Genomic DNA, 19,899 nt, shown 5'->3' on the forward strand with positions numbered 1-19,899 from the left:
GCCCCTCACCCCCCTGACGCGGCCCGGCCCGCCCGGCGCCGCCGCCGCGTGACGTCCGTCGCAACCGCCCGTCCCGCGCCCGCACTGCGCTTCCCGCCGGTCGGCGTAACCTGCAAGCCGCAGCTCTAGGGGAAGGGGGCGAGAGATGACGGACCGGGTGGCACGCGACCGCACCGCCGGCGCCGAAAGCAACCGGGCGCTGCGCCCCCGCGCCTGGTCGGCCCCGGTACGCGCGATGTCCCGCATCCTCAACGCGGACGGCTCCCCGCGTACGGCCCAGCCGGCCGGACCGGAGCGCAGCGGGATCGTCGACTGCGGGCTGTACGTCGACGGCGAGCGCCGTCCCGGCCGCCCTCACTACGCCGAGGCGCTGGCCGCCGCCCGGCAGGAGCGGGACGGCTTCGTCTGGCTCGGCCTGCACGAGCCGGACCTGACCGAGATGACCGAGATCGCCGTCACCTTCGGCCTGCACGAACTGGCCGTGGAGGACGCGGTCAAGGCCCAGCAGCGGCCGAAGCTGGAACGCTTCGGTGAGATCGTCTTCCTGGTGCTGCGCACCGCCCGCTACTGCGAGCACGCCGAGCTGACCGAGAACTCCGAGGTGGTGGAGACCGGCCAGGTGATGCTCTTCATCGGGCCGCACTTCGTGATCAGCGTGCGCCACGGTGACGCCTGCCGGCTGGCGCCGGTCCGCGCCGACCTGGAGGAGAAGCGGGACCTGCTGGAGCACGGCCCGTGGGCGGTCGCGTACGCGATCACCGACCGTGTGGTGGACCTCTACCTGGAGGTGGCCGACCGGCTGGAGGACGACCTCGACGTGCTGGAGGCGGACGTCTTCGACCGGCAGAGCAGCGGCCGGATCCAGCGGATCTACCAGATGAAGCGGGAGCTGGTCGAGTTCAAGCGGGCGGTGGTGCCGTTGCAGCGCCCGCTGATGACGCTGACCTCGCAGGTCAACCGCGCGGTGCCGCAGGAGGTGCGGCGCTACTTCCGGGACGTGCAGGACCATCTCAGCCGCACGGTCGAGCAGGTGAACTCCTACGACGACCTGCTCAACTCGATCCTGCAGGCCCGGTTGGCCCAGGTCACCGTCGACCAGAACAACGACATGCGCAAGATCGCCGCCTGGGCCGCGATCGGTGCGGTGTGGACGGCGATCGCCGGCATCTACGGCATGAACTTCGACAACATGCCCGAGTTGAAATGGACGTACGGCTATCCGGGCGTCTGGGCGATGATGCTCGCGGCGTCCTTCACTCTCTACCGTCTGTTCCGGCGCAACGGCTGGCTGTAACCGACGTCACCCCCGCCGGGCCGGTTCCCCGTACACGCGGAAGCGCCGGCCACGCGGGGTGTCCCGCGTGCCGGCGCTGATCCGACGGTACGAGGTCAGCGGCGACCGCTGGCCTTCGCGGCGTTCTTGCCGGCCTGCACGGCCTTGGTGATGTCGTCGGCCGGGCGACCGGTGACGTCCCGGGCACCCTCGGCGACGGAGGGGACCTGGTCGTTGGGGTGGATCACCGGCTGGCTGCCGGAGGTGGCGGTCGACGCGCTGCTGCCATTGGCCACCGCCGAGGAACCGGCGCCGGTCGGGCCGGCCTGCGTCACCTTCGCGCTCGCGTCCGGGGTCTCCACCACGATCGTGTCCACGTCCTCCCGCATCGGCTCCAGCTTGTCCCGACCGCTCGCGCCGAGCGTGTCGGCCGAGTTGAGCGTGCCGGTCGGGTCGTACTCGGCCCACTCCTGCTGCTCACGACGGCGGCGCAGGGCCATCGCACCGGCCAGGCCGGCGACGGTGCCCGCCACCAACAGGCCTGCGGTCATGCCCCGCGACCTGCGCTGCTTCTTCTTTCCGGCCTTCATGTTCTTCGCCTTCTTCGTCACCGCGGTCTGCTTCGCGGCCATCACCTTGCGGCCGCTCGACGCCTTGCCGGCGGCCTCGACCCGGGCGTTGCGCACGGCCAGCATCACCGGCGCGAGCGCCGCGGCGGTCGACGCGAAGCCGCTGGACGCCCGGTCCCGCACGATGACCGCGGTCGGCGCGACGGCGACCCGGGCTGCCTGGACCCGCGGGCCGACAGTGGCGCCGGCGCCCTTCGCCGCGTGCGTCGCGGCCTGCCGCAGGTGACCGATGCCCTGGTTCAACTCGACCTTGGCGAGCTGGCCCTGGGTCTTTCGCCGCCCGATTCCAAACACGGTCCCACCTCCTGGGAGTTGTTCCTTCGTCATCCTCCACCTTCGAATGCCTCCGCATGGCCAGATCGGGCACATGGGAGGATCCGCAAGGAACTGAACTACGAGTGAGGAGTACCCGTGGCCGAGGCTGTCTACGCCACCTTGCACACCAACGCCGGCCCGATCCGGCTGGAGCTCTTCCCGAACCACGCGCCGAAGACCGTCCGCAACTTCGTGGAGCTGGCCGAGGGCACCCGGGAGTACACCGATCCGCGCACCGGTCAGCCGGGCAGCGGGCCGTACTACGACGGCACCGTCTCGCACCGTGTGATCAGCGGTTTCATGATTCAGATGGGCGACCCGACCGGCACCGGTCGCGGTGGTCCGGGCTACAAGTTCGCCGACGAGTTCCACCCCGAGCTGCGCTTCGACCGGCCGTACCTGCTGGCCATGGCGAACGCCGGGCCGGGCACCAACGGCTCGCAGTTCTTCATCACGGTGTCGCCCACGCCACACCTGAACAACCGGCACACCATCTTCGGCCAGGTGGCCGACGAGCAGTCCGTGAAGGTGGTCGACTCGATCGCCAACACCCCGACCGGCCCGAGCGACCGGCCGCTGCAGGACGTGGTGATCGAGCGGGTCGAGATCGAGCGCAAGCAGTCCTGAGCGGCACGCCTGTACCTTTGCTCGCATGACTGAGCGCTTCGGCCAGCCAGGCGACGCCACCGGGGGTCCGGTGCCGACCACTCCGGTCTGCTACCGGCACCCCGGTCGGGAGACGTACATCCGGTGCAGCCGGTGCGACCGGCCGGTCTGCACCGAGTGCATGCGGGACGCCTCCGTGGGCCACCAGTGCCCGGAGTGCGTCGCCGAGGGACGCCGCAGCGTGCGGCCGGCGCGTACCGCCTTCGGTGGCGGTGCCGCCGGCCGCCGGGGCAACGTCACGAAGGCGCTGATCGCGCTGAACGTGGCGATGATGCTGCTGTCCATCCTCTCGGCCCGCAGCGGGGCCGCGGTGGCCGGTGGCGGCCTGGGCGGCCTGATGGGCAGCGGGACCCCGCTCACCGAGTGGGGGGCGGTGCTCGGCCTGGCGCGCTTCCCCGACGACACCATCGGCGGGGTGGCCGACGGCGAGTGGTACCGGCTGGTCACCGCCATGTTCCTGCACTACGGCGTGCTGCACCTGCTGCTGAACATGTGGGCGCTCTGGGTGCTCGGCCGGACGCTGGAGGCGGTGCTCGGGCCGCTGCGCTTCCTGGCGCTCTACCTGCTCGCCGGGCTGGGCGGCAACGTCGCGGCCTACGTCTTCACCGAGCCGAACCGCTTCACGGCCGGCGCCTCGACCGCCGTCTTCGGCCTGTTCGCCGCCATCTTCGTGATCATGCGGCGGCTCGGCCGGGACACCTCGGCGATCGTGCCGATCCTGGTGATCAACCTGATCTTCACGTTCACCGTGCCGAGCATCTCGGTGGCCGGGCACCTCGGCGGCCTGGTGGCCGGCGCGCTGGTGGCGCTGGTCCTGGCGTACGCGCCACAGTCGCGGCGGACCGTGTTCCAGGTGGCGGGCTGCGCGATCGTGCTGGTCGCGCTGATCGGCCTGACCCTCGTCCGCACCGCCGCGCTGCTCGGCTGAGCGTCAGCCCGCGGTCGGGCGGGCCTCGGTCAGCGCCGCCGCCACCTCGTCCAGCGGCGCGTCCAGGTCGCGGCGGCCGAACAGGTGCAGCGACTCCCCGGCGTCGATCTCCAGCGCCTCGGCGGTGATCCCGCGTCGGCTGCGCCGGTCCAGGCGGATCGCCTCCACCGTGTCCCACGGCAGCCGGCGTCGCCCGGCGAACCCCCGTAGCACGGTGAGCCCGTCCGGGTCGACGGTGAGGCGGACCGGTGCGACCACGTCGCGCAGCGCCCAGCCGAGCAGACCGGCGGCGGCCAGCCCGGCCAGCCCCGGACGGACCGGGTCACCGCCGGCGAAGACCAGCCCCAGAGCGACGAGCGCGAGCGCGCCGAGCGCCTTGAGCACCGGCACCTCGCGCGGCACCCGCCACTGCCGGGCCGGCGGCGACTGTGGATCCATCCGCCCAGCATGCCAGCCGCCCCGGCCGCACGCCGGGGGAGGACGACCGGTCGGCTCAGCACGTAGTATCGGGGCAAGCGAGGTTACCCGGGAGTAGACATGAGTGACGCGGTCATCGTCGGCGCGGTACGGACCCCGGTCGGGCGGCGCAAGGGCAGCCTCGCCGGAGTGCACCCGGTCGACCTCTCAGCGCACGTGCTGCGCGCTCTCGCCGAGCGCACCGGCATCGATCCCGGCCAGGTCGACGACGTGATGTGGGGCTGCGTGTCGCAGGTCGGCGAGCAGTCCTGGAACGTGGCCCGCAACGCCGTGCTCGCGGCCGGCTGGCCGGAGTCGGTCCCCGGCACCACGCTCGACCGCCAGTGCGGGTCGAGCCAGCAGGCGCTGCACTTCGCCGCCGCGACGGTCCTCTCCGGCCAGGCCGACCTGGTTGTCGCGGGTGGCGTCGAGTCGATGACCCGGGTGCCGATGGGTTCCAGCGTCGCCGGCGGCATGCCGTTCAGCCCGGCGATCCTGGAGCGTTACCGCGGTGTCGAGGGCGTCGCCACGGACTCGCCACTTCCGTTCAACCAGGGCGTCGGAGCCGAGCTGATCGCCCAGCGGTGGCGCCTCTCGCGTACTCAGCTCGACGAGTTCGCGCTGGCCAGCCACGAGAAGGCGGCAGCCGCACAGGACGCGGGCGCGTTCGAGGCCGAGCTGGCGCCGGTGGCGCTCGCCGACGGCGGCAAGTTCTCCGCCGACGAGGGCATCCGCCGTGACACCTCGCTGGCGAAGCTGGGCGAGCTGGCCACCCCGTTCCGCGCCGACGGCGTGGTCACCGCCGGGTCCGCGTCGCAGATCTCCGACGGCGCCGCCGCGCTCGCGGTCACCACGGCCGAGTGGGCCAGCCGGCACGGCCTGCGCCCGCTGGCCCGGGTGCACACCGCCGTGGTCGCCGCCGACGACCCGGTCACCATGCTCACCGCGCCGATCCCGGCCACCGCGAAGGCGCTGCGCCGCGCGGGGCTGGGCATCGAGGAGATCGGGGTGTACGAGGTGAACGAGGCGTTCGCCTCGGTGCCGCTGGCCTGGCTGGCCGAGACCGAGGCGGACCCGGAGCGGCTCAACCCCCGGGGCGGGGCCATCGCGCTGGGTCACCCGCTCGGCGGGTCCGGTGCGCGGATCATGACCACGATGCTCCAGCACATGCGGGACAACGGCATCCGCTACGGCCTCCAGACCATGTGCGAGGGAGGCGGCATGGCCAACGCCACGATCGTCGAGCTGCTCTGATCCGACCGGCGGCGGAGTCGCACCGCTGGTGCGACGTGCAGGTGTGGAAGTTCCAGAAATCGGTCGTGGCCCATATCACCCCAGGTCATCGGCTCGTTGCACCTGACATGGACGTGTTCTCGCGAACGTTCCTTCCGGCCGCCGCCGACACCGGCCTGGCGACCCAGACCGTCACCCGGCACATGCCGGTGTTCCGCCGGTGCGTCGGCTCCGGCGACGCGACCATCCTGGTCACCCGATGCAGCCGCCCGGACGACCCGATCGGCGGCGACTACCTGATGCTGCTCACCCACCGCCGCCTGGTGGTCACCCGGCAGACCCGGGTGCTGCACCGGCTGCGCCTGCACCTCAACACCGAACTGCGCGAGCTGAGCAACGTGACGTGGAGCCCGGACGCCCGCGCGCACTGCGTGGGACTGGCGGCGACCGCGATCGACGGGGCACGCGAGCGCTTCGTCCTGCGTACCCGTCATCCGAAGCAGGTGTGGCAGCTCGACGCGCTGCTCAACCACGCCTTCCGGACCCGCCTGCGTACCCCGGCCGAGCGGGTGGTGGCGACCATCGGTGAGTCGCTCGCGGACGCCCGGCCCCCGGTGCTGCGTCCGGCTACGGCTCGCTGACGTCCTTACCGGATCCGAACATCCACTGAGCCGCCGGGCGGCCACCGGTCGGTCATCATGGGCCGGTGACCATCGCCGCCCCGCCCGGACTCGTCCTCGTGGTGGAGGACGAGCCGGCCATCGCCGACCTGGTCCGGCTCTATCTGACCCGGGACGGGTTCGGCGTACACCTGGAACGTGACGGCGAGGCCGGGCTGGCCGCCGCGCGGCGCCTGCGCCCGGTGGCCTGCGTGCTCGACATCGCGCTGCCCGGCCTGGCCGGCACCGAGATCTGCCGCAGGCTGCGCGCGGACGGCGACTGGACGCCGGTCATCTTCCTCACCGCCCGCGACGACGAGGTGGACCGCGTCGTCGGCCTGGAACTGGGCGCTGACGACTACGTCACCAAGCCGTTCAGCCCTCGTGAGCTGCTCGCCCGGTTACGGGCGGTGCTCCGCCGCACCGCCGGCACGCCCGCCGGCCAGCCCCGCACGCTCGGTGCCGTCACGCTCGACCCGGGCCGCCGGACGGTGACCGCCGCCGGTACGGCGGTGCAGCTCACCTCCACCGAGTTCGACCTGCTGGCCCACCTGATGGCCCGCCCCGGCCGGGTGTTCACCCGGGAGGAACTGCTGGCCGGCGTGTGGGGGTACGCGGCACACGCCGGCACCCGGACCGTCGACGTGCACGTGGCGCAGGTACGGGCCAAACTCGGCCCGGCGAGCGTGATCCGCACCCATCGGGGCGTCGGATACGCGGCCGATGCCTGAACAACGGACCGGGCCGACGCGGCGCCGTCCCGGGCGGACGCTCACCGCCCGCGCCGTGCTGGCCACCTGCGCGGTGGCGCTGGTGTCGGTGCTCGTCACCGCGCTCGTCGCGGTGCCCCTGGCGGTACGCGGCGCGGAGCGCCGGGACCAGGAGGCGCTCGCTGCCCAGGCCCGGCTCGCCGCCGACGTGCTCCGGGTGCGGCCGGCCCGCCAGCGCGACAGCGCCGGGGACCGGCTCGTCCGGCAACTGCGACAGCAGCAGATCGAGGTGTACGTGATCCGCGACGGCCGGGCCGACCGGCCGGGCCTGCCCAGACCGCTCGTGACACGGGTGGCCGGTGGTGAGAACGTCTCCGGCCGGCGGCTGGTCGACGGGGAACGCCGGCTGGTCGAGGCGCGGGCGCTGCCCGGCCGGGACGGGGTGGTGCTGACCCGGGCCCGTAGCACCGGACCCTGGCGGCAGGTGCTGCGTGGGCTCTGGCTGCCGCTGCTTGCCGGGCTCGCCGCCGGGGCGGCCGCCGGAGCGCTGCTCGCCCGCCGGCTGGCCCGGCCGATCCGTACCGCCGCCACGGCCGCCGCGCGGCTGCGTGCCGGGGACCGGGCGGTCCGGGTGCCGGTCGAGCCGCCCGACGAGGTGGCGGACCTGGCGTACGCGCTGAACGGCCTGGCCGCCGCGCTCGCCACGAGCGAGGGACGGCAGCGCGAGTTCCTGCTCTCCGTCTCGCACGAGTTGCGTACCCCGCTCACCGCCATCCGCGGCTATGCCGAGGCGCTGGCCGACGGGGTGATCGAGGCCGACGCGGTGCCGGCGACCGGCCGGACCGTGCTCGCCGAGGCCGAACACCTGGACCGGCTGGTCCGCGACCTGCTGGCACTGGCCCGGTTGGAAGCGGTCGACTTCCCGCTGGAGCCGGTGCCGGTCGACCTGACCCGGATCGCCGTCGACGCGGAGCGCACCTGGTCCGGCCGGTGCGCCGCGCTCGGGGTGCCGTTCCGGCTGGAGACGCAGGGTGAGCCGGTGCCGGCGTACACCGATCCGGGCCGGATCCGGCAGGTGGTGGACGGGCTGCTGGAGAACGCGCTGCGGGTCGTACCCCCGGGGGCGCCGGTGGTGCTCGCGGTGCGGACGGCCGGCCCGGCCGGCGGCGGGGTGCTGGAGGTCCGGGACGGCGGACCCGGCTTCACCGACGACGACCTGAGGGTGGCGTTCGAGCGCGGCGCGTTGCACGAGCGGTACCGGGGGGTGCGCAAGGTGGGCAGCGGGCTCGGCCTTGCGCTCGCCGCCGGGCTGGTCCGGCGGCTCGGCGGGGACATCGCCGCCGGGCACGCCCCGGAGGGCGGGGCCGCGTTCACGGTCCGGGTACCCGCGGATCCTTACCGGGCCCGAACATCGGCTTGACCGTCCTCTCGCGTCGGTGCGGAACGCTCGGTCCACCACCGTGAGGAGAGGACCACAGATGACACGTCAGCGAATCGTCACCGGCGCCACCGCACTGCTCGCCGTCGCGGCGCTCGGGCTCGCCGGGTGCGGCGCGGCCCGGTCCGGCCCGGCGCCCGGCGAGGCGGTCGAGGTGAGCGCCGCCCTGGGCGTGGACGGCCAGGCGCTCGCCGCGCTCGGCGTGGAGGCCGGCGAACTGGACGTGGATCCGGTCGCCGCGCCGGCGCCGTCGGGCACGCCGCAGGCCGGGCCGGGCGGCAGGGGCGAGCGCGCGAAGGAGGGGCACAAGCGGCACCGGGCCCGGGTGCTGCTGCGGCGCAACACGCTGCACGGCGAGGCGGTGGTGCGGACCAGGGACGGCGGTACGAAGACGGTGGCGGTTCAGCGCGGCGAGGTGACCGCGATCGACGACAGGTCGATGACCGTCAAGTCCACCGACGGCTTCACAGCGACGTGGACGTTCGGTGAGAAGCTGCGGGTGGTCGAGCGGCGGGCCACGATCCGATCGACCGACATCAGGATCGGTACGACGGTCGGGGTGGCCGGCGCGAAGGACGGCGACAAGAGCGTGGCCCGACTGGTGGTGGTGCCGCTTCGCCAGGAATAGAGTGCCTGGCCTGTCGTGACCTGAGCAATGTGCCAGGCTACGCTATGCCCCGACCTGCCATCGCCTCCGTGGAGATTCCGTGAAGCTCTCGATCCTCATGCCGGTCTATAACGAGGAAGAACGTATCGCGGATGCCCTCAAGCAGGCATTGGCCGTCGACTACCCCTGCGAGATCGAGCTGGTCGTCGTGGACGACGGCAGCCGGGACGGCACCGGCGAGGTCCTCGGCCGGGTCGACGACGCCCGCCTACGGGTGATCACCCACCAGCGCAACGCCGGTAAGGGCGCGGCCATCAAGACGGCGGTCGACAGCGCCGAGGGCGAGTACATGGTCATCCTCGACGCCGACCTGGAGTACGACCCGCAGGACATCCCGCGCCTGCTGGAGCCGGTGCTGGACGGCCGGGCGACTGTCGTCTACGGCAACCGGACCTTCGGCAGCCACAGCTCGTACAGCTTCTGGTACGTGATGGGCAACAAGGGCGTCACGCTCGCCGCGAACGTGCTCTACAACTCCTACATCGGCGACCTGGAGACCTGCTTCAAGCTGATGCCGCTGGAGCTGTACCGCTCGCTCGAGGTCCGCGCCCGTGGTTTCGGCATGGAGGCCGAGGTCACCGGCAAGCTGCTGCGCCGCCGCATCCGCCCTTACGAGGTGCCGATCAGCTACCGCGCGCGGGGCCGCGAGGAGGGCAAGAAGATCACCTGGAAGGACGGCGTCGAGGCGATCTGGATCCTGGCCCGCGAGCGCGCCCGCCGCCGCCCGGCCGGTCCCTCCGCCGCGCACTGAGCCCCACCGACGGAACCCCGGGATCCCGGCACGAGCCGAGGTCGCGGGGTTCCGTCGTGTCCGGGCCGTTCAGGTGAGGAACGCATCGACCGAGCGGCGCAGCCCTGCGGCGTCCAGGCCGTGCCAGCGCTCGTGGTCCTCGGTGCTGCCGTAGCGGCGCAGGTCCCTGCGGCCCACCCCGAGCGCGAGCAGCCGGTGCGGCCGGTCGGTCAGCGCCTCGGACACCACCCGCGCCGAGGTGCCCGCCAGGTACGGCTCGACCAGGATCACCTCGGTGCCGGCGAGCGCCCGCAACCCGGCCGTGTCGAACGGCCGCGGCCGGTGGGTGTAGGCCACGGTGACCGCCCGGCCGGCGACCGCGGCCACCGCCGCGTCCAGCACCGGACCGACCGCCACCAGCAGCGGCGCGCCCGGCCCGGCGTCCCGGACCACGTGCAGGTCGCCCGCCTGCGGGTACGCCTGCGCGTTGGTCTGGACGGACAACCGCAGGTACGCCGATTCCTGCCCGCACACCACGTTTCGCAGCAGTGGCCGGACCTCGTCCGGGTGCCCCGGCACGTGCACGGTCCAGCAGTGGAGCGTGTCGAGCAGCGCCACGTCGGCCGGCGCGAGGTGGGTGCGTCCCGCCGCCGCCCGGTCGTACGAGCCGCCGATGCCGACGAGCACCGCGCCGACGTCCTGGTGGTCGAGGTCCAGCTTGATCTGCTCGTACGCCCGCTCGACCAGGAACGGGGCGTAGCTGTGCACGATCGGCCGCTGCCCGGTCAGCGCCAGCCCACCGGCCACCCCGATCATCAACTGCTCCCGGATGCCCACGTTGATCACCCGGTCCGGGTACCGGGCGGCGGCCGGCTCGAACGCGTCGGCGGAGATGTCGGCGAGCACGACTGTCGTACGCGGATCGGCGAGCACCTCCTCGGTGCTTGTCACGAACGCGTCCCGCATGGTGCTGCTCATCGTCACTCCCCGTCCGTGACGACCGCGACGACGACGTGCGGCCGGTGCTCGTCGTGCCCGGTGAGGGCGGTGTGCAGGGCGTCGTGGTCGCGCCCGTCGACTGTGGTGGCGCTCCACCCGTTCACCGTGAACCGGCTCGCCGCGCCGCCCGGCCAACCGTGCGTGGCCGAGCGGTTGTCCAGCACGATCGCGGTCAGGTTGCCCAGCCCGGTCGCGCCCGCGTACGCGATCGCCTCGTGGTTGGAGCCCTCGTCCAGTTCGGCGTCGCCGAGCAGCACGTACACCCGGGGTCCGGTGCGGCCCTGGGCCCGCAGGCCGAGCACGGTGCCCACGCCCAGCCCGAGGCCGTGGCCGAGCGAACCGGAACCGATCTCGACGCCCGGCACCAGCGTGCGGTCGGGGTGGTCGCCGAGCCGGCTCGCCGGGCCGCCCTGGTCGTCCAGCCACTCGGGCGGTACGAAGCCGCGGGCGGCGAGCAGCGCGTAGTAACCGGCGACCGCGTGGCCCTTGGAGAGCAGGAAGCGGTCCCGGTCCGGGTCGGCCACGGTGGCCGGGGTGACCCGGAGCACCCGGTCGTAGAGCACCTGGAGCACGTCGAGCGTCGAGTACACGTTGGCGCCGAACTCGCGGCCGGCGCGCACCCGGTCCAGCAGCGCGCCCAACTCGGTGGCGGTGGTCGTCGTCATACCGATAGCCTCCGACTTGAAGCGAACTTCAACTCAAGGCCGTGTGATGCACGAAGCAACACTGACCATCGGGCAGCTCGCCGACCGCAGCGGCGTCGCCCCCTCGGCGCTGCGCTACTACGAGCGGCTCGGCCTGATCCACGCCGCCCGCACCGGCGGGAACCAGCGCCGCTACGCGCGCACCGAGCTGCGCCGGGTGGCCTTCATCCGGATCTCCCAGCAGGTCGGTGTCTCGCTGGAGGAGATCCGGGCGGCGCTCGACTCGCTGCCGTCGGGGCGTACCCCCACGCCCGACGACTGGGCCGCGCTGTCCCGCGCCTGGCGGGACCGGCTGGACGAGCGGATCCGGCTGCTCGGCAAGCTCCGCGACGACCTGGACGGCTGCATCGGCTGCGGCTGCCTGTCCTTGCAGCGCTGCACGCTCTACAACCCCGGCGACTCGCTCGCCACCGAGGGCCCCGGCCCGCGCCTCATGCTCCCGCGCCCCGGCCAGGGCTGACCCCTCACCGGACCAGCAGCACCACGAGCCGCCCGCCGGTTGCCAGCGCCGCCACGTTCCGGGGCAGGTAGGACGCGCCCATGATGTCCAGGATCACGTCCGCGCCCCGGCCGCCGGTGACCCGGCGTACCTCGTCGACGAAGTCCTGCTCGCGGTAGTCGATCGTGTGCGCGGCGCCCAGCTCCCGCAGCGGCTCGTGCTTCGCCGCTCGGGCGGTCGTCACCACCGTCGCGCCGAGCGCCACGCCGAGCTGGATAGCGAACGTGCCGATCCCGCTGCCACCGCCGTGCACCAGCAGCGTGTCCCCCTCGGCCAGCCGGGCCAGGTCCACCACGTTCGACCAGACCGTGCAGGCCACCTCCGGCAGCGCCGCCGCGTCGACCAGATCCACCCCGGCCGGCACCGGCAGCAACTGCCCGGCCGGCACGGCCACCTGCTCGGCGTACCCGCCGCCGGCCAGCAGCGCGCAGACCTCCTGGCCCACCGACCAGCCGGTCACGCCGGGACCGAGCGCACGCACCGTCCCCGAACACTCCAGACCGGGGTACGCGGACGCGCCCGGCGGCGGCGGGTAGTGGCCCTGCCGCTGCAACAGGTCGGCCCGGTTCACCGCGCTCGCGCGCACCTCGACGATCACCTCACCGGGGCCGGGCTCCGGGTCCGGCACCTGGGTCCAGACGAGCGCCTCGGGTCCGCCGGGTTCCGTGATCGTGATCGCGCGCATGGTTCAGTCTTACCCGATCTGCCCGTCGGTCCACGCGCGGGCGAGGATCTCCGTCACCCTCATGTCGGCCCCCCGCTGACGATCATGCGGCGGAACACGTCGTCGCGAAGGTGCACCGCCCGGGGCGGCCGCCGCGCCAGCCCTGTCGGCCACAGTGGACTCGTCGGCGGCCATGATTCCGCTGATCAGCACCACTGCCGGGCTCTCCCACACGCACCCGTTCTCGCAGCGGAGGTGGGACGGCGGCTTGCCCGGTACGGCGTTCGTGGCAGACTGGTCCCCGGTCGCGCACCCCTCGGGGGCGTGCCGGGAGGGTTCGCCTAGTGGCCGATGGCGCTGGTCTTGAAAACCGGTAAGGCAGCGATGTCTTCGTGGGTTCGAATCCCACACCCTCCGCCACCTGGACAGCAACATGCTTCCTGATCAGCGCCAGTTCCGTTTCCTCGGCTTGAATCTGACCGTGGGAATCCGTCAGCGCTTGTTGGCCGGTGACGCCGCGAGCATCGTGTCCAGAACTGGGGCGCGGGAGCGCCGGACCACCCGTAGGCTGCGGGTCGCGGCGACGGCGGGAGGCCGGGGTGGCAGAGACGACGACGGTGGCCGGGGTGATGGCCGAGCTGGCCGCGCTCGACGACCCGAAGATCCGCGCGGTCAACGAGCGGCACGGCGACGACCACGGCGTCAACCTGGGCAAGCTGCGGGTGATCGCCAAGCGGCTGAAGACGCAGCAGGACCTGGCCCGCGAGCTGTGGGCGACCGGCGACAGTGCGGCCCGGCTGCTGGCACTGCTGATCTGCCGGCCGAAGGCGTACGGGCGGGACGAGCTGGACGCGATGCTGCGGGAGGCGCGTACGCCCAAGGTGCACGACTGGCTGGTGAACTACGTGGTGAAGAAGAGCCCGCACGCGGAGCCGCTGCGCCTGGCCTGGTCGACCGATCCGGATCCGGTGGTGGCGAGCGCCGGGTGGGCCCTGACCACCGAGCGGGTGGCGCGGAACCCGGACGGGCTGGACCTGGCCGCCCTGCTCGACGTGATCGAGGCGGAGATGGCCGGCGCGCCGGAGCACCTCCAGTGGGCGATGAACCACTGCCTGGCGCAGATCGGGATCGAGCATGCTGCGTACCGGGAGCGCGCGATCGGGATCGGCGAGCGGCTCGGGGTGCTGAAGGACTATCCGACGTCACCTGGGTGCACGTCGCCGTACGCGCCGGTCTGGATCAACGAGATGGTGCGCCGACAGCACGGTGGCGCGGACAACGGGGTATGAAGGGGCGCAGGACATTCGCGTACCCGGAAGGACCGTTTCGATGACCCTGGAACGACCGATCGCCCCGGACCCGTACGAGCTGCTGCCGACGGTGCCGTCGTTCGACCTGACCAGCGACGACGTGCACAACGGCGAGCCGATGGACGCCCGGTACGCGCACGGCAGCACCGGCGGCGAGAACGTCTCACCGCAGCTGTCCTGGTCGGGCTTCCCCGCCGAGACCAGGAGCTTCGTGGTCACCTGCTTCGACCCGGACGCCCCGACCGGCAGCGGCTTCTGGCACTGGGTGCTGGTGAACCTCCCCGCGTCCGTCACCGAGCTGCCCAGCGGCGTGCGGGAGGCCGACCTGGGCGGCGCGTTCAGCGTCCGCAACGACTACGGCGAGACCGGCTACGGCGGCGCCGCGCCGCCCGCCGGTGACCGCCCGCACCGGTACGTGTTCGCGGTGCACGCGGTGGACGTGGACCGCCTCGACATCCCCGCCGGGGCCAGCCCGGCCTTCGTCGGCTTCAACCTGGCGTTCCACACCCTGGCACGGGCGGTCATCCGCCCGACGTACCAGATCAAGGAGTGACCGGCGGCCGGGGGCCGTCGCGGCCCCCGGCCTCAGGCCGGTACGCGGGCCACGGCGAAGACGGACTGGCCGAACGGCGGCCGGAAGCGCTGCTCGGCGGCCTTGGTGACGGGCAGGACGAGGGTGTCGTACACCTTGACCATCGGGCCCTCCTTCGGCATCAGCCGGAAGACCTTGGTGGCCATGAAGTAGCCGATCAGGCCGAGCGCGTTGGCGTAGTGGATCCGCTCGACGGTCAGGCCCGCCTCGGTCATCGCCGCGGCGAGCGTCTTCTTCGTGTAGCGGCGGACGTGGCCGGTGGCGACGTCGGCGGGGCTCATGGCGAACTGGAACGCCGGCACGATGATGACCACGGCGCCGCCGGGACGGACCAGCTCCCGCATGCTGCGCAGCGCGCCGACGTGGTCGTCGATGTGCTCCAGCACGTTGTAGGACACGGCCGCGCTGTAGTCGCCGGGCTCGTGGTGCGGGAGCAGCATCTGCCGGACCTCGACGTGCGGGAGGTCGGACAGCCGCTCCTTGAGCTGGATCAGCCGGTCCGGGTCGGCCTCGGTGGCGGTGATCCGGGGCGCGTGGGCGGCCCAGGCCGAGGCGTAGTCGCCCAGGCCGCTGCCGATCTCGATCGGGTTGTCACCGAGGTAGGGCACCGCCAGCTCCACGAACCACTGCCGGTGGTTGACAGCTGTCGCCAGGCCTTCGAGTACCTCGGACTGGACGCGCTGATCCCCAGTGATTTCTGCCATGCGTCGATTCCTCACGATATGACTGACCCGCGCCTGGACCGTCAGAGTCAACCATCTGGATGCCTGTTGGGGAAATCGGGGGACGGAGGTGGCCGAATTGTGGTCCGGAGGGGCGCCGGATCGGCGGGTCGGCGAACCCGGCACATGGTACGTGAGTCCGCGGAACCTCGCACGGGGCCGCCATTCCGTGACTACGCTCTGAAATGTCATGACTACTCCGGACGCGGACGTGGAACCGGCGAAATCGGGGCGGGGTGGGCGGAGCGACGCGCTGGCCGTGCTGAGCTTCGTGCTGCTCGCACTCTGGGTGACGGCTCGCCTGTGGGCGGATCCCCGCAATGGCATTCGAGATAATCGGACAGATCAGGCGCAATTCGAATGGATGATGGCGCACGGTGCGCGAGTCGTCACTGATTTCGCCTATCCGTTCACCTCCGACCGGATGAATGTGCCGGACGTCGTCAATCTGATGGCTAATACGTCCGTATTATCCGTATCCATACCGCTGGCCCCGATAACGCTCTGGGCCGGGCCGCGCTGGTCATTCCTGATCTTCCTCACACTCGGGCTCGCCGCGACCGGAGTGGCCTGGTATTTCCTGCTCTCCCGAGTTGTCGTGAAGTCTCGCGGTCCGGCCTGGCTCGGTGCCGCTTTCTGCGCGTTCGCGCCGGCGATGGTCTCGCACGCCAACTCGCACCCCAACATCGTCAGTCAGTTCGTGGTGCCGCTGATCATCTGGCGGACGCTGCGGCTGGCCGAGCCCGGCCGGTGGCTGCGCAACGGCGTACTGCTCGCCCTGGTGATCGTCTGGCAGGCGTTCCTCAACCTGGAGATCCTGCTGATGACCGCCATCGGCCTCGGCGTGGTGGTCCTCGCGCTGGCGCTCGGCCGTCCCGCGCTGCGCTCGGCGGCCCGCCCGTTCGCCGCCGGACTCGGGGTGGCCGCGGTGGTCGCCGGGGCGCTGCTCGCATACCCGCTCTGGGTCCAGTTCTTCGGCCCCGGCTCGTACAGCGGGCTCTCCACGCTGATCCGGGGCTACTCCACCGACCTCGCCGCGTACCTGGCCTGGTCCCGGGAGTCGGTAGCTGGCGACGCCCGGGGCAGCGAACCGCTCGTCAAGAACGCCACCGAGGAGAACGCGTTCTTCGGCTGGCCGCTGGTGATCCTGGTGATCGCGCTGGTCTGGTGGCTGCGCCGCAACGCGGTGGTGCTCGGGCTCGCCGCGCTCGGGCTCGTGTTCGCCCTCTTCTCCCTCGGCCGGGAGATCCGCTACGACGGGCGGGACACCGGTGTACCCGGCCCGTGGGCCGCGCTGGAGAACCTGCCGGTCCTGCACTCGGTGGTGCCCACCCGCTGGTCGCTCGCCCTCACCCCGATCATCGGCGTGCTGCTCGCGTTCGGCGCGGACCGGGCCCGGCGGCTCGCCGTACGGCACCCGGACGCGCACGGCCGGATCCGGTTCGCCACGGTCACCGTGCTCGCCATGGCGCTCGTGCCGATCCTGCCCACCCCGCTGCCCGCCAAGCGCCTCGACCCGACCCCGGCGTTCGTCACCTCCGGCGCCTGGCGTCCGTACGTCGCCGACGGCCGGAGCGTCGTCACGCTGCCGCTACCGGACACCACGTACGCGGTCCCGCTGCGTTGGTCCGCCGAGACCCGGCTGGACATGCCGCTGGCCCGCGGCTACTTCCTCTACCCGGACACCCGCCCCGGCGGGGACCGGATCGCCCTTTTCACCGCGCCGCCGCGTCCCACCAGCACGTTCTTCGAGACGGTACGGCGTACCGACGCGGTGCCGCCGATCACGCCGCAGGACCGGGTGGCCGCCGTGGACGACCTCCGCTACTGGCGGGCCGGGGCGGTGCTCCTCGACCCCCGGCTGCCGCAGGCGGAGGCGCTGCGCCGGGCGATGACGGAGCTGAGCGGGATCACGCCGAGACGCACCGGCGGGGTCTGGTTGTGGGACGTCCGGCCGCTGGTCGACTGAGCGGTCAGCCCTGGCGGACGCAGCAGCCCTGGCACACCTTGGGCCGGGGCAGCGTGAACGCCAGGCAGCAGGTGCGCCGCTGCACCGTCGGCTCGCCGGCCGGGCCGGGCACCAGCTCGACCAGGTCGCTCAGATCGAGCGCGTCGAGCAGCGTGCCGACGGTCGCCGTGGACGAGCCGGGCAGCGCGTCCGACGCGCGCAGGATGCCGTGCGCGATGCCGGAGGCCACGGAGCCGAGCAGCGTACGGGTGCCGATCCGGACCTCGCCCTGGATGGCCGCGATCAGCGGGGCGAAGTGGGCGTCGAGCAGGGACGCGCGCAGCGCGCCGAGCAGCGCCGCCTCGTCCGGGACCACCCGTACGCCCGGAGCGCCGGCCAGCGCCAGCGGGTCGCCGGGCAGCACCGCCACCGGCGTCGAGGCGCGCAGCCCCAGCGTGAGGAGCTGGTGGTGGTCCTCGAAGTGCACGAGCACGTCGGTCGCGTCGAGCAGCGGCACCCGGCGCGCGGACGCCCAGCCGAGCACCGCGGGCAGCGCGGTCCAGTAGCTGTAGGACTTCCAGGCCAGCGCGGCGCAGGCGTGCGGGGTGCCTCCCCAGCGGCGGCCGGCGGCGGTCAGGAACTGGGCCAGCAGCGTGCCGTCGATCAGCCGGGTGGCGGGGGACCAGCGGTCCAGCTCGTCGTGGACCAGCAGGCCGGGCGCGAGCCCGGGCAGGTCGTCGGTGCCGAACATGGCGCGCAGGGTCGCGGTCACCGGGGCGAGCGGGGTGGCGGCGTCGCGCCCCGGCATCACCGCAGTCACCTGGCGTCCCCTGTCTGCTCGCCGTACCGGTCGGCGCGTGCCGTCGACCAAAGCTAAGGCTAGCCTAACTACTCCTCAGGCGGGAGGGAAGTGGCGTCCGGGCATCGCGGGGAGGTCCCGGTCACTCCGCTCGGTCGGTGACTACCCGGCCCGGGAGACGAAAAACGCCGCCGGAGGCCGGCGGCAGACGACGTAATGATCGACGTACGTCGCTGAAAAGTCAAGGTGAATGTCGAATACGAGGCAGTTTCCGTACACGTTCGGCCACCGAACGTGAAAATGGTCTTCCCGCGTGCGAGGAAGCTGATGACGACCTCACCGATCGAGCGTGCCGCCGACTCGTTCGCGACGGCACTCGCCCAGCACCGTACCGGCCGAGGGCTGTCCAAGAAGCAGCTGGCGACGCTCATGGGCTTCGACCCGTCCTACGTCAGCCACGTCGAAGGGCGCCGGCACCGCCCCACCGAGGACTTCGCCCGCCGGGCCGAGGCCGTCCTGGAGGCCGGCGGCGCGATCTGGCAGCGCTTCCGGGAGTACGACGAGCTGCGGCACGGCCGGGCCGGCGCGGCGCACCGTGACACGGTTCCCGGCCAGTGGCTGCCCCCGGGCACCGGCCTGGTGGTGGAACAGGAGATGGCCACGCTCACCTACACCGGGGACGGCTACCACTGCGCGATCAGCCGGGAGCTGTACAACGCGGGCACCGAACCGGTCACCCGCTACCTGGTCCGGGTCGCCGTCGACCGCTACCCCAACGACCCGGGCCGCTCCAACCGGCACCACCGGGAACACCCGCTCACCTTCGCCGAACTGCAGCTCACCGCGTATCGGGACGACGGGAACGGACGCGAACCGATGCACTGGCGCGCCAAGCACGACCGGGACGCGTTCAAGGAGATCTGGGTGCTGTTCGAGAACGACGAGGGACGCTTTCCGCTCTATCCCGGCGACCGGGTCACCATCGAGTACGCGTACCGCGTCGGCCGGGACAAGTGGGGCCCCTGGTTCCAGCGCGCCGTACGCCTGCCCACCCGGCACCTGGCGGTGCGGCTCGACCTGCCCGCGGACCTCGACCCCAAGGTGTGGGGAGCGGAGACCTCGCTGTCGGCGGAGGAAGGGCCGCTGCGTACCCCGATCCAGCGGGCCGTGGACGGCGACCGGGTGATCTTCGGCTGGGGGACCGACGATCCGCCGCTGAACGCCCGATACCGGATGCAGTGGCGGTTCCGCAGCCCCGAGCCGGACGCCGAGCCGGACAGCGCGCCCGTCGGCGGCGCCCGGGTGCGGGCCAGCGACCGGATGCGGGCCGTGGGCATCGTGCAGCGCGGCGACGACCTGCTGCGGCAGCGGGCCCGCCAGTTCGACCTCCCGGCCGACGAACAGCACGCCCGGCAGGTGATCGACCGGCTCGCCGTGATGCTGGCCCGCCTGGACGAGCTGCACCCGTTCAGCAAGGGCGTCGGCCTGGCCGCCCCGCAGCTCGGCATCGGCTGGTCCGCCGCGCTCGTGCGCCCGGCCGACCGCGCGGCCGACCCGGTGGTGCTGCTCAACCCCCGGGTGGTGGACGCCGCCGCGGAGACCGACGAGCAGTACGAGGGATGCCTCTCCTTCTTCGACCACCGCGGCCTGGTGCCCCGGCCGCTGCGGATCGACGTGGAGCACGCCCTGTGGGACGGCAGCCGGGTGATCACGTCCTTCGAGTACGCGATGGCGCGGCTGGTCGCGCACGAGATCGACCACCTGGACGGGCGCCTCTACGTCGACCGGATGGCGCCCGGCGTGCCACTGGTCCCGGTGGAGGAGTACCGCGAGACCGGAAACCCCTGGCGCTACTGAGAACGGGGGCCGGGGGGGGGGGGGGGGGGGGGGGGGGGGGGGGGGGGGGGGCGCGCGGCGGGGGGGGGGGCGGGGCGCGGCGGGGGGGGGGGGTGTGGAGG

At 72.8% G+C, this 19,899-nt stretch carries 20 protein-coding genes, 1 tRNA gene and 1 pseudogene; 15 read left to right on the plus strand and 7 right to left on the minus strand.

Going from position 1 to position 19,899, the window contains the following annotated elements; genetic code table 11:
• Positions 1-145 precede the first annotated feature (145 nt).
• Positions 146-1,294, plus strand: a complete 1,149-nt coding sequence (gene corA / locus ACFYON_RS18735) for a magnesium/cobalt transporter CorA (RefSeq protein ID WP_354866685.1) — start codon at positions 146-148, stop codon at positions 1,292-1,294.
• A gap of 95 nt (positions 1,295-1,389) precedes the next feature.
• Here the strand turns inward: corA and ACFYON_RS18740 are convergent, their stop codons facing one another.
• Positions 1,390-2,229, minus strand: coding sequence for a hypothetical protein (locus ACFYON_RS18740; protein WP_354866687.1), 840 nt, complete (start codon positions 2,227-2,229; stop codon positions 1,390-1,392).
• A gap of 84 nt (positions 2,230-2,313) precedes the next feature.
• Between ACFYON_RS18740 and ACFYON_RS18745 the strand changes: the two genes are divergently transcribed.
• Together ACFYON_RS18745 and ACFYON_RS18750 are read left to right on the plus strand one after the other, a co-directional pair.
• Entirely contained in the window at positions 2,314-2,844 is a 531-nt protein-coding gene (locus ACFYON_RS18745; protein WP_354866689.1) for a peptidylprolyl isomerase, read from the plus strand.
• Between the two features lie 25 nt (positions 2,845-2,869).
• Positions 2,870-3,811: a rhomboid family intramembrane serine protease gene (locus ACFYON_RS18750; RefSeq protein ID WP_354866691.1), complete on the plus strand. Its 942-nt coding sequence runs from the start codon at positions 2,870-2,872 to the stop codon at positions 3,809-3,811.
• 3 nt (positions 3,812-3,814) lie between these two features.
• On the opposite strand, the gene ACFYON_RS18755 is transcribed toward ACFYON_RS18750, so the two are convergent.
• On the minus strand, positions 3,815-4,249 hold the full coding sequence (locus tag ACFYON_RS18755; protein ID WP_354866693.1) for a PH domain-containing protein: 435 nt from the start codon (positions 4,247-4,249) through the stop codon (positions 3,815-3,817).
• A gap of 99 nt (positions 4,250-4,348) precedes the next feature.
• Here ACFYON_RS18755 and ACFYON_RS18760 point away from each other — a divergent pair, with 99 nt between their 5' ends.
• The 6 genes from ACFYON_RS18760 to ACFYON_RS18785 all read left to right on the plus strand — a co-directional run bounded on the left by ACFYON_RS18760 (position 4,349) and on the right by ACFYON_RS18785 (position 9,725).
• Positions 4,349-5,521 carry an acetyl-CoA C-acyltransferase gene (locus ACFYON_RS18760; protein ID WP_354866695.1) on the plus strand — a complete coding sequence of 391 codons (1,173 nt, stop codon included), beginning with the start codon at positions 4,349-4,351 and terminating at the stop codon, positions 5,519-5,521.
• A gap of 107 nt (positions 5,522-5,628) precedes the next feature.
• A complete protein-coding gene (locus tag ACFYON_RS18765; protein WP_354866697.1) occupies positions 5,629-6,141 on the plus strand; it encodes a hypothetical protein in 513 nt (170 codons plus the stop codon).
• Positions 6,142-6,206: 65 nt separating this feature from the next.
• Positions 6,207-6,890 carry a response regulator transcription factor gene (locus ACFYON_RS18770; protein WP_354866699.1) on the plus strand — a complete coding sequence of 228 codons (684 nt, stop codon included), beginning with the start codon at positions 6,207-6,209 and terminating at the stop codon, positions 6,888-6,890.
• Complete coding sequence (locus ACFYON_RS18775) at positions 6,883-8,289, plus strand: HAMP domain-containing sensor histidine kinase (protein WP_354866701.1); 1,407 nt, start codon at positions 6,883-6,885, stop codon at positions 8,287-8,289. Before ACFYON_RS18770 ends, ACFYON_RS18775 begins: the two co-directional genes overlap by 8 nt.
• A gap of 58 nt (positions 8,290-8,347) precedes the next feature.
• Positions 8,348-8,935 carry a hypothetical protein gene (locus ACFYON_RS18780; protein WP_354866703.1) on the plus strand — a complete coding sequence of 196 codons (588 nt, stop codon included), beginning with the start codon at positions 8,348-8,350 and terminating at the stop codon, positions 8,933-8,935.
• Between the two features lie 79 nt (positions 8,936-9,014).
• On the plus strand, positions 9,015-9,725 hold the full coding sequence (locus tag ACFYON_RS18785; protein ID WP_354866705.1) for a glycosyltransferase family 2 protein: 711 nt from the start codon (positions 9,015-9,017) through the stop codon (positions 9,723-9,725).
• 69 nt (positions 9,726-9,794) lie between these two features.
• On the opposite strand, the gene ACFYON_RS18790 is transcribed toward ACFYON_RS18785, so the two are convergent.
• Both ACFYON_RS18790 and ACFYON_RS18795 read right to left on the minus strand, forming a co-directional pair.
• The gene (locus ACFYON_RS18790; RefSeq protein ID WP_354866794.1) at positions 9,795-10,670 is read right to left on the minus strand and encodes a transketolase; all 876 of its coding nucleotides are present in this window, start codon (positions 10,668-10,670) and stop codon (positions 9,795-9,797) included.
• Positions 10,671-10,684: 14 nt separating this feature from the next.
• The gene (locus ACFYON_RS18795; protein WP_354866707.1) at positions 10,685-11,368 is read right to left on the minus strand and encodes a transketolase; all 684 of its coding nucleotides are present in this window, start codon (positions 11,366-11,368) and stop codon (positions 10,685-10,687) included.
• Positions 11,369-11,414: 46 nt separating this feature from the next.
• Between ACFYON_RS18795 and soxR the strand changes: the two genes are divergently transcribed.
• Positions 11,415-11,867, plus strand: a complete 453-nt coding sequence (soxR, locus tag ACFYON_RS18800) for a redox-sensitive transcriptional activator SoxR (RefSeq protein WP_354866709.1) — start codon at positions 11,415-11,417, stop codon at positions 11,865-11,867.
• Positions 11,868-11,883: 16 nt separating this feature from the next.
• Here soxR and ACFYON_RS18805 read toward each other — a convergent pair.
• Positions 11,884-12,591: pseudogene (locus ACFYON_RS18805) on the minus strand (NAD(P)H-quinone oxidoreductase); the annotation flags it as partial.
• A 309-nt stretch (positions 12,592-12,900) separates the two neighbouring features.
• On the opposite strand from ACFYON_RS18805, the gene ACFYON_RS18810 reads away from it, so the two are divergent.
• From ACFYON_RS18810 to ACFYON_RS18820, 3 genes are all read left to right on the plus strand, one after another.
• Positions 12,901-12,990 (plus strand) — tRNA-Ser (locus ACFYON_RS18810).
• A gap of 179 nt (positions 12,991-13,169) precedes the next feature.
• Positions 13,170-13,859 carry a DNA alkylation repair protein gene (locus ACFYON_RS18815; RefSeq protein WP_354866713.1) on the plus strand — a complete coding sequence of 230 codons (690 nt, stop codon included), beginning with the start codon at positions 13,170-13,172 and terminating at the stop codon, positions 13,857-13,859.
• 40 nt (positions 13,860-13,899) lie between these two features.
• Positions 13,900-14,433, plus strand: coding sequence for a YbhB/YbcL family Raf kinase inhibitor-like protein (locus tag ACFYON_RS18820; RefSeq protein WP_387320959.1), 534 nt, complete (start codon positions 13,900-13,902; stop codon positions 14,431-14,433).
• Between the two features lie 32 nt (positions 14,434-14,465).
• On the opposite strand, the gene ACFYON_RS18825 is transcribed toward ACFYON_RS18820, so the two are convergent.
• Complete coding sequence (locus tag ACFYON_RS18825) at positions 14,466-15,176, minus strand: class I SAM-dependent methyltransferase (protein ID WP_354866717.1); 711 nt, start codon at positions 15,174-15,176, stop codon at positions 14,466-14,468.
• Positions 15,177-15,384: 208 nt separating this feature from the next.
• Between ACFYON_RS18825 and ACFYON_RS18830 the strand changes: the two genes are divergently transcribed.
• The gene (locus tag ACFYON_RS18830) at positions 15,385-17,163 is read left to right on the plus strand and encodes a hypothetical protein (RefSeq protein WP_354866719.1); all 1,779 of its coding nucleotides are present in this window, start codon (positions 15,385-15,387) and stop codon (positions 17,161-17,163) included.
• A gap of 4 nt (positions 17,164-17,167) precedes the next feature.
• Here the strand turns inward: ACFYON_RS18830 and ACFYON_RS18835 are convergent, their stop codons facing one another.
• Positions 17,168-17,950 (minus strand): hypothetical protein, encoded by a 783-nt coding sequence (locus ACFYON_RS18835; protein WP_355014993.1) that lies wholly within the window; start codon positions 17,948-17,950, stop codon positions 17,168-17,170.
• 318 nt (positions 17,951-18,268) lie between these two features.
• Here ACFYON_RS18835 and ACFYON_RS18840 point away from each other — a divergent pair, with 318 nt between their 5' ends.
• Entirely contained in the window at positions 18,269-19,798 is a 1,530-nt protein-coding gene (locus ACFYON_RS18840; protein WP_354866720.1) for a peptide deformylase, read from the plus strand.
• Positions 19,799-19,899 lie beyond the last annotated feature (101 nt).

This window comes from Micromonospora sp. NPDC005686 (assembly GCF_042871665.1).
Classification (GTDB): domain Bacteria; phylum Actinomycetota; class Actinomycetes; order Mycobacteriales; family Micromonosporaceae; genus Micromonospora.

Coding starts and splice junctions, on each gene's coding strand:
- ACFYON_RS18780 (WP_354866703.1), top strand. CDS start 8,348: ATGACACGTCAGCGAATCGTCACCGGCGCCACCGCACTGCTCGCCGTC.
- ACFYON_RS18740 (WP_354866687.1), bottom strand. CDS start 2,229: ATGACGAAGGAACAACTCCCAGGAGGTGGGACCGTGTTTGGAATCGGG.
- ACFYON_RS18795 (WP_354866707.1), bottom strand. CDS start 11,368: ATGACGACGACCACCGCCACCGAGTTGGGCGCGCTGCTGGACCGGGTG.
- ACFYON_RS18775 (WP_354866701.1), top strand. CDS start 6,883: ATGCCTGAACAACGGACCGGGCCGACGCGGCGCCGTCCCGGGCGGACG.
- ACFYON_RS18835 (WP_355014993.1), bottom strand. CDS start 17,950: ATGCCGGGGCGCGACGCCGCCACCCCGCTCGCCCCGGTGACCGCGACC.
- ACFYON_RS18840 (WP_354866720.1), top strand. CDS start 18,269: ATGACGACCTCACCGATCGAGCGTGCCGCCGACTCGTTCGCGACGGCA.
- ACFYON_RS18750 (WP_354866691.1), top strand. CDS start 2,870: ATGACTGAGCGCTTCGGCCAGCCAGGCGACGCCACCGGGGGTCCGGTG.
- soxR (WP_354866709.1), top strand. CDS start 11,415: ATGCACGAAGCAACACTGACCATCGGGCAGCTCGCCGACCGCAGCGGC.
- ACFYON_RS18760 (WP_354866695.1), top strand. CDS start 4,349: ATGAGTGACGCGGTCATCGTCGGCGCGGTACGGACCCCGGTCGGGCGG.
- ACFYON_RS18825 (WP_354866717.1), bottom strand. CDS start 15,176: ATGGCAGAAATCACTGGGGATCAGCGCGTCCAGTCCGAGGTACTCGAA.
- ACFYON_RS18830 (WP_354866719.1), top strand. CDS start 15,385: ATGACTACTCCGGACGCGGACGTGGAACCGGCGAAATCGGGGCGGGGT.
- ACFYON_RS18765 (WP_354866697.1), top strand. CDS start 5,629: ATGGACGTGTTCTCGCGAACGTTCCTTCCGGCCGCCGCCGACACCGGC.
- corA (WP_354866685.1), top strand. CDS start 146: ATGACGGACCGGGTGGCACGCGACCGCACCGCCGGCGCCGAAAGCAAC.
- ACFYON_RS18790 (WP_354866794.1), bottom strand. CDS start 10,670: ATGCGGGACGCGTTCGTGACAAGCACCGAGGAGGTGCTCGCCGATCCG.
- ACFYON_RS18820 (WP_387320959.1), top strand. CDS start 13,900: ATGACCCTGGAACGACCGATCGCCCCGGACCCGTACGAGCTGCTGCCG.
- ACFYON_RS18755 (WP_354866693.1), bottom strand. CDS start 4,249: ATGGATCCACAGTCGCCGCCGGCCCGGCAGTGGCGGGTGCCGCGCGAG.